This window comes from Streptomyces sp. NPDC007162, assembly GCF_040634175.1.
In the GTDB taxonomy this organism is placed as follows: domain Bacteria; phylum Actinomycetota; class Actinomycetes; order Streptomycetales; family Streptomycetaceae; genus Streptomyces.
Map to the genome: position 1 here is coordinate 19,941 of NZ_JBEYFC010000048.1, position 10,350 is coordinate 30,290.

The window sequence follows — 10,350 nt, forward strand, 5'->3', positions numbered from 1 at the left end:
GGTCAGGCCTGACGGGTCGGCAGCACGACGACCTGGCTCAGGTTGACGTGCCGGGGCCGGCTGGTCACGTAGCCCACCAGGTCGGCGAGGTCCGCGGCGGCCAGCGAGCCCATCTCCGCCAGCATGCCGTCGACCTGCGCGCGCCCCTCGGCCGACCCGATGTGGTCGGCCAGTTCGGTCTCCGTGAGGCCCGGCTCGACGTTGGTGACCCGCACGTCACGCGGCCCGAACTCGGCGCGCAGCGCCTGCGAGAGCTGGGTGACGGCGGCCTTGGTGGCGCCGTACACCGCGTAGGTGGGGAAGACGAGGTGCGCGCCGATGGACGAGACGTTGACGAGGTCGGCGGTACGGCCCTGCGCGGCCGCCGCCACCAGGTCCCCGGTGAAGGCCCGCAGCACCCGCAGCACGCCGGTCACATTGGTGTCGATCATGCGCTGCCACTCGTCGAGGCGGCCGTCGTCGACGGGGTGCGGCAGCATCACGCCGGCGTTGTTGACGACGAGGTCCACGGTGCCGAAGGCCTCGTGGACGGCGTCCGCCGCCCCCTGCACGGAGGCGTCGTCGGTGACGTCGGCGGCCACGGCGAGGGCCGCGCCGCCGGCCGCCCGGATCTTCGCCACCACCGTCTCCAGCCGGTCGGCGCGCCGGGCGAGCAGCGCCACCCGGGCGCCCTCCGCGGCGAGCCGCACGGCCACCGCCTCCCCGATCCCGCTGGCGGCTCCGGTGACGACGGCGGTACGGCCGGACAGGTCGTCGTACGACATGAGGTGCTCCCTGGTCGGTGCCGCCGGGCCGGTCCCGGTGGCGTGTCTCCACCCTCGGCCGGTCCGGCGGCCCTACCCAGGGCGACGCTTTTCCTGGGTCCACCAGTACCAGGTTCGGCAGCGGCCGCTCCCCTACGATCGAACCCATGGACGGGGACCTCGGAGACTTCCTGCGCTCGCGCCGCGCCCGCATCCGGCCCGAGGAGGTGGGGCTGCCCTCGTACGGGCGGCGCCGCGTACCGGGACTGCGCCGCGAGGAGGTGGCGCAGCTGGCCGGGGTGAGCGTCGACTACTACATCCGGCTGGAGCAGGGGCGGGGCAGCAGCGTCTCCGATGCCGTGCTGGACGCGGTCGCGCGGGTGCTGCGGCTGGACGAGACCGAGCACGCGTATCTGCGCGCGGTGGCCCGCCCGCAGCCGGGCAAGGGCGCGCGACGCCCCTCGGTGCCGCGGGTGCGCCCCGGGGTGCAGCTGCTGCTGGACGCCATGGAGCGGTCCCCGGCGTTCGTGCTGGGCCGCCGCATGGAGGTGCTGGCCTGGAACACGCTCGCCGACGCGCTGCTCGGCTTCGGGGCGCTGGCCCCGGCCGCCCGCAGCATGCCCCGGCTGGTCTTCCTGGACCCGGCGGCGCCCGACTTGTACCCCGAGTGGGCGGCGATCGCCGCCCAGACCGTCGCGAACCTGCGCATCAGCGCGGGCCTGCACCCCGACGACCCTGCCCTGACCGCCCTGGTCGGCGAACTCTCCGTCAAGAGCGCGGACTTCCGCAGGCTGTGGGCGGACCACGAGGTGAAGGCGTGCGCGTACGGCGTGAAACGCCTCCGGCACCCGGTGGCGGGCCTGCTCACGCTGCCCTACGAGACCCTGGCGGTGCCCGAGGACCCGGACCAGATGCTCGTCGTGTACACACCCGAGCCGGGTTCGGAGACGGCGGAGCGGCTGGCGCTGCTCGGCAGTTGGCAGGCGACGGCGGGCTGAGGCCGCCGGGAGGCTTGTGCGCGGGGACCGCCGCACCCCCGTTACGGGGGGCGGGACGACGGCGGTCCCCGCGAGGGACGCTGACCGGGTCAGGCCGGGTCTCACGTCCGGCGTCCATGGAGGTCCGGGAGCCGCTCCGGAGGTCCTTGGACGTTCGGTGCCGGCCGGGGCGGGGAGCCGCTCCCGCCCTGCCGACATCCCCTAATGTGCCGGACCCGTGTTAAGCGTGTGCTGCGTGTACGTGACACGCTCGTACCACTTCCGCGAAGTCCACCGCTTCGCTGGGAAAACGGCGAGTTCCGCCGCTTCACGGGCCGTTCACCTGAGGTTCGCTACTGCTTGCCGCCCTTGGCGAGGAACGCCAGCAGGTCCTGGCGGCTCACCACACCGGTGGGCTTGCCCTCGACGAGGACGATCGCCGCGTCCGCCGCCCCCAGCACCGTCATCAGGTCCCCGACCGGCTCACCGGAGCCGACCTGCGGCAGCGGGGCGCACATGTGCTTCTCCAGCGGGTCCTCCAGGGAAGCACGCTTGCTGAACAGCGCGTCCAGCAGCTCGCGTTCGACGACCGAGCCGACGACCTCGGCGGCCATCACGTCCGGGTGCCCGGCGCCCGGCTTGACGACGGGCATCTGCGAGACGCCGTACTCGCGCAGCACCTCGATGGCCTGGCCGACGGTCTCCTCGGGGTGCATGTGGACGAGGGAGGGGATGGCGCCGCCCGCCTTGTCGCTGAGCACGTCGCCGACGCGGGCGCTGGGGCCCTCGTCCTCCAGGAAGCCGTAGTCGGCCATCCACTCGTCGTTGAAGATCTTGCTGAGGTAGCCGCGGCCGCTGTCCGGGAGCAGTACGACGACCACGTCGTCCGGACCGAGCCGCTCGGCCACCCGCAGCGCGGCCACGACCGCCATCCCGCAGGAGCCGCCGACCAGCAGCCCCTCCTCCTTGGCCAGGCGCCGGGTCATCTGGAAGGAGTCCTTGTCGGACACGGCGACGATCTCGTCGGCGACGGTCCGGTCGTAGGCGGTGGGCCAGAAGTCCTCACCGACGCCCTCGACGAGGTACGGCCGTCCGGAGCCGCCGGAGTACACGGAGCCCTCCGGGTCCGCGCCCACCACCTGGACACGTCCTTCGCTGGCGTCCTTCAGGTACCGCCCGGTGCCGGAGATGGTGCCGCCGGTGCCGACGCCCGCGACGAAATGGGTGATCTTCCCCTCGGTCTGCTCCCACAACTCGGGGCCGGTCGAGTGATAGTGCGAGAGGGGGTTGTTGGGGTTGGAGTACTGGTCCGGCTTCCAGGCGTCCGGCGTCTCGCGGACCAGCCGGTCGGAGACGTTGTAGTACGAGTCCGGGTGCTCGGGGTCGACGGCGGTCGGGCAGACGACCACCTCGGCGCCGTACGCCCGCAGCACGTTGATCTTGTCGGTGCTCACCTTGTCGGGGCACACGAAGATGCACTTGTACCCCTTCTGCTGGGCCACGATCGCCAGCCCCACTCCGGTGTTTCCGCTGGTCGGCTCGACGATGGTGCCGCCCGGCCGCAGCTCCCCGCTCTTCTCGGCGGCCTCGATCATCCGCAGCGCGATGCGGTCCTTCACGGACCCGCCCGGGTTGAAGTACTCGACCTTGGCGAGCACGGTGGCCGAGATGCCCTGGGTGACGCTGTTGAGCCTCACGAGCGGGGTGTTGCCGACGAGGCTGATCATCGAGTCGTGGTATTGCACCGTTGTCTCCGGTCGCTTGCACAAAAGTGGTCCTGGTGGTGCGGCCAGCCTACGGGGCATGCCGGAGGTTCACTCCCTGTTGAGATTGGCGGACGGGCGGTACGGGGCAAGGAGTGGATGTACGGCAACGAGGAGGTGGCGGCGACGCATGACGAGCATGTCGAGGGCGCGGGTGGCCCGGCGGATCGCGGCCGGTGCGGCGTACGGCGGAGGCGGGATCGGGCTGGTCGGCGCGGCCGCGGTGGGACTGGTGCTGGCCGAGGTGCGGATGGCCCAGGCGGCGGTGCACAACGGCAACAGCGGCGGGCGGGTGCCGACCGCCGACGGCAGGTACGGCCTCGGGTACGGGGCGGCCGGTGAGCCTCCCCTGCGGCTGACGATGCTGGGCGACTCCACGGCGGCGGGCCAGGGGGTGCACCGGGCCGCCCAGACGCCGGGCGCCCTGCTGGCGTCGGGCCTGGCGGCCGTCGCGGAACGCCCGGTCGACCTCACCAACGTGGCGCTGCCCGGCGCCCAGTCCGACGACCTCGACCGTCAGGTGGCGCTGGTCCTGGGCGCCGGGCAGCCGGTCCCCGACGTCTGCGTGATCATGGTCGGCGCGAACGACGTCACCCGCCGCATGCCCCCCACGCGCTCGGTCCGTCACCTCTCCGCGGCGGTCCGCCGGCTGCGCACGGCCGGCGCCGAGGTGGTGGTCGGCACCTGTCCCGACCTGGGCACGATCGAGCCGGTACGGCAGCCGTTGCGCTGGCTGGCCCGGCGGGCCTCCCGGCAGCTGGCGGCGGCCCAGACGATCGGCACGGTGGAACAGGGCGGCCGCACGGTGTCGCTCGGTGACCTGCTGGGCCCCGAGTTCGCGGCGAACCCGCGCGAGCTGTTCGGCCCCGACAACTACCACCCCTCCGCGGAGGGCTACGCCACGGCGGCGATGGCCGTGCTCCCCACCGTCTGCGCGGCCCTCGGCCTGTGGCCGGCGGAGGAGGAGCGCCCCGACGTCACCCGCCGCGAGGGCTTCCTCCCGGTCGCCCGCGCCGCGGCGGAGGCGGCGGCCGAGGCGGGTACGGAGGTCACGGCGGCCATGCCGACGGGCCCCCGCGGCCCCTGGGCCCTGCTCAAGCGACGCCGCCGCCACCAGGTGGAGCCGCCCACTCTCCCACCCGACGCGGCCGCCGAAGAGGCGAGGTCGAGGGCCCGCACCACCGAGTAGGGCACTGACCCTGCGGAACACGGCTGGACAGCGCGCCCCAGAGGGGCGCTGGGGTCCCCCCGGCCGAAGGCTGGGGGGAGGAACTGCGCGACCGGCCCCCACCGGCCGAAAGACGGCGACGCGCCCCAGAGGAAAGCAAGCGCTTAGAAAGTGCGGTCAGTGTCACACCCCCATTCCCGTGACCGATGACATACGTACGGGTAACTTCCGAAGCCCAGCCCTCGCATGCCAATGGAGCCGTGATGCCCGAAGCCGTCATCGTCTCGACCGCCCGTTCCCCGATCGGCCGCGCCGTCAAGGGCTCCCTGAAGGACCTGCGCCCCGACGACCTCACCGCGACGATCATCCAGGCCGCCCTGGCGAAGGTCCCCGGGCTGGACCCGAGGGACATCGACGACCTGATGCTCGGCTGCGGTCTCCCCGGCGGCGAGCAGGGCTACAACCTCGGCCGGATCGTCGCCGTGCAGATGGGCATGGACCACCTGCCCGGCACCACGATCACCCGCTACTGCTCCTCGTCCCTCCAGACCAGCCGCATGGCCCTGCACGCCATCAAGGCCGGCGAGGGCGACGTCTTCATCTCGGCCGGCGTCGAGATGGTCTCCCGCTACGCCAAGGGCAGCTCGGACGGCCTCCCGGACACCATGAACCCGCTCTTCGCCGAGGCCCAGGAGCGCACCGCCGCCACCGCCGCCTCGACCGGCTCCACCTGGCACGACCCGCGCGAGGACGGCCTGCTCCCCGACCCGTACATCGCGATGGGGCAGACCGCCGAGAACCTGGCCCGGATCAAGGGCGTCACCCGCCAGGACATGGACGAGTTCGGCGTCCGCTCCCAGAACCTCGCCGAGGAAGCCATCAAGAACGGCTTCTGGGAGCGCGAGATCACCCCGGTCACCCTCCCCGACGGCACGGTGGTCAGCAAGGACGACGGCCCGCGCGCCGGCGTCACCCTGGAGGGCGTCGCCGGACTGAAGCCGGTCTTCCGCCCCGACGGCCTGGTCACCGCCGGCAACTGCTGCCCGCTCAACGACGGCGCCGCCGCGGTCGTCATCATGAGCGACACCAAGGCCCGCGAGCTGGGCCTCACCCCGCTCGCCCGCATCGTGTCGACCGGCGTCACCGGCCTCTCCCCCGAGATCATGGGCCTCGGTCCGGTGGAGGCGAGCAAGCAGGCCCTGCGCCGCGCCGGCCTCACCATCGACGACATCGACCTGGTCGAGATCAACGAGGCGTTCGCCGCCCAGGTGATCCCCTCCTACCGCGACCTGGACATCCCGCTGGAGAAGCTGAACGTGAACGGCGGCGCCATCGCCGTCGGCCACCCCTTCGGCATGACCGGCGCCCGCATCACCGGCACGCTGATCAACTCCCTCCAGTTCCACGACAAGCAGTTCGGCCTGGAGACCATGTGCGTGGGCGGCGGCCAGGGCATGGCGATGGTCATCGAGCGCCTGAGCTGACCCCTGAGTGACCGTCACGGAACCGACCGTGACGCTACGGCCCGGTGTTCGAGAAACTCCCGAACGCCGGGCCGATTTGTGATCCAATCTCCCCCATGATGTGACCTATCTCCCTCGCAGAGATATCAGAGCAGGTCAGAGCGGTTGCCCCCAGAGACCACAGGGCCAATCCCCTGTCCGTTTCGTGACGTTACGCACTGACAGCTTGATAGTCCACCCTTCAAGCTGATGTAGGAAGTCGGGGGTCGACTTTGAACCGGGAGTACGTCAGTGAGCGCCATGCCGATCGCCTTGCTGCTCACCACGGCCGCCACGGGCGCCGTGGGCGTCGCTGTCCTGCGCACCGTACTGAAGCTGCGCCGCCAGGTCGCCGAGCTGCACACCCAGCTTGCCCAGAACCAGGCCGCCGCCATGCGCGCCCTGCTGCCCGCCGCCCGTAGCCACACCGACGCCGAGGAGATACGGGCCGCGGTGGCGGAGGCGCTGGCCGAGGAGCGAGAGCGGGAGCTGGCCGAGGCACGTGCCTTCTGGGCCGCGCAGGAGGCACGCGACGCGTCCGACACGCCGTCGCTGCTGGGCCTGGCGGACGGCGAGCTGTTCCTGCCCCGGCAGGCCGACTTCGTCGGTCTTGAGCCGGTCGCCGAGCCGGCGGCGGAGACCGACGAGTTCACCGGGGACTCCCCCGAGCTGGCCGCGGCGCGGCGCCGGCACCCGTCCCACCCGGACTTCGTACCGGTGCAGTCGCCGATGGTGAACGACCACGAGCGCACGGTCGCGACGCTGGAGCAGCTGGCCGAGTCCCAGATCGAGCTCTCCGACGTGCGGCCGGGTCCGCTGGGGACGCTGGACGTCTACGTCTTCGCCGACGGCACGACCCTGTGCATGACGCCGGGGCACCGGGAGACGGCGGAGCGGTTGGCTGCCGCCCTGGGCGCCGGGGAGACGCCGTACCTGCTGGGCGGGTCGGGGATCTCGGGCGCGTACACGCTGACGTTCGCGTGCGGGGAAGAGAACGTGTACATCCTGGCGGACCGCGTCATAGCGTCGCTCTGAGATTCCGGGTGCGTGGCCGGGTGCGGCGCCGTCGTGGCTGGTCGCGCAGTTCCCCGCGCACCCGCAGCTGACAACGCTCCCCTCACACCCCCGCCTTCTTCTGCGCGGCCTCCACCATCCGCACCGCGTCCCCGACCTCGGCGTCGCTTCCCAGCACCACCGCCAAGTCGTTCCCGGCCACGGTGATTTGGTCGGCCACCGCGAACATCCCCGCGTCCGGCATCTCCCGGACCGTGCCGCCCGGCTCCTCGACGGACTGCGCCCACTCGGCCAACTGCCTGGCCAGCGCCAGCGCCTCCGCGGCCGCCCCTCTCTGCAACCGACTCTGCGGCGCCGCCCTCAACTTGTCGGCGAAATGCTCCACGGCACGGGTAAGAGGCGTCGTATCAACCACGCCGCGAGCGTAACGCCTCCCGTCGGCTCTTCGGTCAGGACGCGTCGCGACTGTTGCCAACGCGCCAACACTCAGGCACGGTGACGTGAAGGACCGGCTACAACCCCCTTTGCGCACCGGAGGCGCCGATGTCCCAAGTCTTCTCCGAGGAGACCCATCGCAACATGCTCGCCCGCATCCCCCACTGCACCGGTCGTGAAGTGTCCGACTGGCTGCGCACCGTCGACGAAGGCCCGTCCCTCTTCCGCTTCGAGGAAAAGGTCAGCTGGCTCCGGCACGAACACAACCTCGCCTACGGCCACGCGAAGGCGCTGATCCACGAGTACGACCTGAGGAGGGCGGCGCGCAAACTCCTGTAGGCGCGCACAACAGACGGCGAAGGGCCCCGGGGCGGTGCCCCGGGGCCCTTCTCGGCTCACTCGCGAGAGCCCGCCGTCGAACGGCTAGTCGTTACTGCTGAAGATCGCCACCAGGCGCAGCATCTCGACGTAGATCCACACCAGCGTCATGGTGAGACCGAACGCGGCCAGCCACGCCTCCTTCTTCGGGGCGCCGTACGCGATGCCGTCCTCGATCTGCTTGAAGTCGAGGGTCAGGAAGAACGCACCGAGCAGGATCGCGATGATGCCGACGATCGCGCCGAGCGGGCCGAAGCTGCGCAGTCCGCCGTTCTCGGCGACGCCGAACGCGACCAGCAGCAGGTTGACCGCCATGACCAGCACGAAGGCGATGGCGATGGCCATGCCGACACGGGCGTAGCGGGCGGTGACCCGGATCCAGCCGGCCCGGTAGACCAGCAGGGTGGCGGCCGAGACCGCCAGGGTGCCGAGCACCGCCTGGAACGGGGCGCCGCTCCACTGGGTGTTGTACATCTCGCTGATGACGCCGAGGAAGACACCCTCGAACGCGGCGTAGCCCAGGATCAGCGCGGGCACCGGGGTGCGCTTGAAGCTCTGGATCAGGGCCAGGACCATCGCGACGATGGCGGAGCCGAAGGCCAGGCCGAAGCTGGTGCTGGAGACCGGCAGCAGGGCCCAGGCGAGAACCGCGCCGACGGCGACCGTGCCCAGTGTCATGGCCGAGCGCAGGACCACGTCGTCCATGGTCATGCGGCCGGTGGTGGCCGGGGCCTGCGGCGGGGCGCCCTGCTGGACGTCCGCTTGCGCGTAGGGGTTGTTCGCGTACGGGTTCTGCGCGTACGGGTTGCCCTGTGCGTACCCGGCCTGCGGCGCGGTGTTGAAGCCCGCGTAGCCGTTGTCGCGGCTGAACCCCCGTCGCGAGAAGACCGGGTTGCTGCTCCTCATTTCACTCCTCCATGGCCACCGTGCGGGCCTTGGCGTCAAGAGTAATGGATTGGCAAAAGTCTGCCATGCTACCTGGGGAGGATCTTTCCCCCGCCGTGCTGCGCAACACGCCGTGCGGACCCCTCATTCCCGGCTACGGAGTGCTTCATTCCAGGGGAAAACCGGTGTACGCCTCCGCGAGGTCGGTCTCGGCCGCCCGGGAGGAGGCGATCCGGCCGAGCCGGGCCAGCTGGAGCCGGGCGTCGAACGGCGCCTCGTCGGGGCCCGGGTGGAGCAGGGTCGTCATGTCGCAGGAGAACCGCTCGGCCTGCCAGACCCGGCGCAGGCAGGTGGCGGAGTAGGCGTCGAGGAGTTCCGGTGAACCCGTCTCCTGCTCGTGCACGAGGGCCCGCGCGAAGGTCACGACGTCGCCGACCGCCAGGTTCAGCCCCTTGGCACCGGTCGGCGGCACGATGTGGGCGGCGTCCCCGGCGAGGAAGAGCCGTCCGTGCCGCATGGGCTCGTGGACGTAGGACCGCATGGGGGTGACCGACTTCTGGGTGATCGGGCCGCGCTCGAGACGCCAGTCGTCGTCGGTCTCGAAGCGCCGTTCCAGCTCGTCCCAGACCGCCTCGTCGCTCCAGCTCTCCCCGTCCGTGTCCGCCGGCACCTGGAGGTAGAGCCGGGAGACGGACGGGGAGCGCATGGAGAGCAGGGCGAAGCCGCGGTCGTGGCGGGCGTAGACCAGTTCGTCGTGGGAGGGTGCGACATCGGCGAGGATGCCCAGCCAGGCGTAGGGGTAGGTCCGTTCGAAGACCCTGGAGAGGGACTCGGGGAACGCGGTGCGGGCCACTCCCCAGAAGCCGTCGCAGCCGACCACGTACTCGCACTCCAGGACGTCCTCCCGGCCCTCGTGCCGGAACCGCACCCGGGGCCGCTCGCCCTCGGCGTCCTCCACCGCCAGCGCCTCCGCCTCGAAGAGCAGCGGCCCGCCGTCCTCGAGCTGGAGGGCGATGAGGTCCTTGCAGACCTCGGTCTGCGCGTAGACGGTCACGGACCGCCCGCCGGTCAGGCCGGGGAAGTCCACGCGGTGGCGCTGCTTCGCGAACCGCAGCTCGATGCCGTCGTGCCGGAGCCCCTCGCGGTCCATGCGCGACCCGGCGCCGGCCGCGCGCAGCACGTCCACCGTGCCCTGCTCCAGGATCCCGGCGCGCTGGCGGTGCTCGACGTAGGTGCGGTCGCGGCTCTCCAGGACGACCGAGTCGATGCCGGCGTTGTGCAGCAGCCGGGCGAGGAGGAGCCCGGCGGGTCCGGCTCCGATGATGCCGACGGTGGTGCGCATCGGTCGTTCCCTTCGGTCCGTTCACCCCGGTTGTTCGCGTGGTGAAATTTATTTCACTGAGTTCCCCGCAGTCTCCTTCCGGTCGTACCCCGTGTCAATGGACACGGCCGGCCGCCGGGTCCACGAGAGGCGGTCGTGGAACC

At 71.6% G+C, this 10,350-nt stretch carries 10 protein-coding genes; 5 read left to right on the plus strand and 5 right to left on the minus strand.

Features of this window, described 5'->3' with window-relative positions; translation table 11 throughout:
• Positions 1 to 2 precede the first annotated feature (2 nt).
• Positions 3 to 764 carry an SDR family oxidoreductase gene (locus tag ABZ646_RS08615; RefSeq protein WP_360514596.1) on the minus strand — a complete coding sequence of 254 codons (762 nt, stop codon included), beginning with the start codon at positions 762 to 764 and terminating at the stop codon, positions 3 to 5.
• A 146-nt stretch (positions 765 to 910) separates the two neighbouring features.
• On the opposite strand from ABZ646_RS08615, the gene ABZ646_RS08620 reads away from it, so the two are divergent.
• Complete coding sequence (locus ABZ646_RS08620) at positions 911 to 1,741, plus strand: helix-turn-helix transcriptional regulator (protein WP_360514599.1); 831 nt, start codon at positions 911 to 913, stop codon at positions 1,739 to 1,741.
• A 332-nt stretch (positions 1,742 to 2,073) separates the two neighbouring features.
• On the opposite strand, the gene ABZ646_RS08625 is transcribed toward ABZ646_RS08620, so the two are convergent.
• Entirely contained in the window at positions 2,074 to 3,465 is a 1,392-nt protein-coding gene (locus ABZ646_RS08625) for a cystathionine beta-synthase (protein ID WP_360514602.1), read from the minus strand.
• A 148-nt stretch (positions 3,466 to 3,613) separates the two neighbouring features.
• Between ABZ646_RS08625 and ABZ646_RS08630 the strand changes: the two genes are divergently transcribed.
• The 3 genes from ABZ646_RS08630 (at position 3,614) to ABZ646_RS08640 (ending at position 7,188) form a co-directional block, all read left to right on the plus strand.
• The gene (locus ABZ646_RS08630) at positions 3,614 to 4,672 is read left to right on the plus strand and encodes an SGNH/GDSL hydrolase family protein (protein ID WP_360514605.1); all 1,059 of its coding nucleotides are present in this window, start codon (positions 3,614 to 3,616) and stop codon (positions 4,670 to 4,672) included.
• 242 nt (positions 4,673 to 4,914) lie between these two features.
• Complete coding sequence (locus ABZ646_RS08635) at positions 4,915 to 6,135, plus strand: acetyl-CoA C-acetyltransferase (RefSeq protein WP_360514608.1); 1,221 nt, start codon at positions 4,915 to 4,917, stop codon at positions 6,133 to 6,135.
• A 270-nt stretch (positions 6,136 to 6,405) separates the two neighbouring features.
• A complete protein-coding gene (locus ABZ646_RS08640) occupies positions 6,406 to 7,188 on the plus strand; it encodes a hypothetical protein (protein WP_360514611.1) in 783 nt (260 codons plus the stop codon).
• A gap of 82 nt (positions 7,189 to 7,270) precedes the next feature.
• On the opposite strand, the gene ABZ646_RS08645 is transcribed toward ABZ646_RS08640, so the two are convergent.
• Positions 7,271 to 7,582 carry a hypothetical protein gene (locus tag ABZ646_RS08645; protein WP_360514614.1) on the minus strand — a complete coding sequence of 104 codons (312 nt, stop codon included), beginning with the start codon at positions 7,580 to 7,582 and terminating at the stop codon, positions 7,271 to 7,273.
• Positions 7,583 to 7,710: 128 nt separating this feature from the next.
• On the opposite strand from ABZ646_RS08645, the gene ABZ646_RS08650 reads away from it, so the two are divergent.
• Positions 7,711 to 7,941 carry a DUF4287 domain-containing protein gene (locus ABZ646_RS08650; RefSeq protein ID WP_355716349.1) on the plus strand — a complete coding sequence of 77 codons (231 nt, stop codon included), beginning with the start codon at positions 7,711 to 7,713 and terminating at the stop codon, positions 7,939 to 7,941.
• An 84-nt stretch (positions 7,942 to 8,025) separates the two neighbouring features.
• On the opposite strand, the gene ABZ646_RS08655 is transcribed toward ABZ646_RS08650, so the two are convergent.
• Both ABZ646_RS08655 and ABZ646_RS08660 read right to left on the minus strand, forming a co-directional pair.
• On the minus strand, positions 8,026 to 8,886 hold the full coding sequence (locus ABZ646_RS08655; RefSeq protein WP_360514617.1) for a Bax inhibitor-1/YccA family protein: 861 nt from the start codon (positions 8,884 to 8,886) through the stop codon (positions 8,026 to 8,028).
• 145 nt (positions 8,887 to 9,031) lie between these two features.
• Positions 9,032 to 10,207: a 4-hydroxybenzoate 3-monooxygenase gene (locus ABZ646_RS08660; protein ID WP_360514620.1), complete on the minus strand. Its 1,176-nt coding sequence runs from the start codon at positions 10,205 to 10,207 to the stop codon at positions 9,032 to 9,034.
• Positions 10,208 to 10,350: the final 143 nt, after the last annotated feature.

Excerpts from the sequence above, each read along its gene's own strand:
- ABZ646_RS08630 (WP_360514605.1), top strand. The coding sequence starts at position 3,614 with ATGACGAGCATGTCGAGGGCGCGGGTGGCCCGGCGGATCGCGGCCGGT.
- ABZ646_RS08615 (WP_360514596.1), bottom strand. The coding sequence starts at position 764 with ATGTCGTACGACGACCTGTCCGGCCGTACCGCCGTCGTCACCGGAGCC.
- ABZ646_RS08660 (WP_360514620.1), bottom strand. The coding sequence starts at position 10,207 with ATGCGCACCACCGTCGGCATCATCGGAGCCGGACCCGCCGGGCTCCTC.
- ABZ646_RS08650 (WP_355716349.1), top strand. The coding sequence starts at position 7,711 with ATGTCCCAAGTCTTCTCCGAGGAGACCCATCGCAACATGCTCGCCCGC.
- ABZ646_RS08655 (WP_360514617.1), bottom strand. The coding sequence starts at position 8,886 with ATGAGGAGCAGCAACCCGGTCTTCTCGCGACGGGGGTTCAGCCGCGAC.
- ABZ646_RS08635 (WP_360514608.1), top strand. The coding sequence starts at position 4,915 with ATGCCCGAAGCCGTCATCGTCTCGACCGCCCGTTCCCCGATCGGCCGC.
- ABZ646_RS08620 (WP_360514599.1), top strand. The coding sequence starts at position 911 with ATGGACGGGGACCTCGGAGACTTCCTGCGCTCGCGCCGCGCCCGCATC.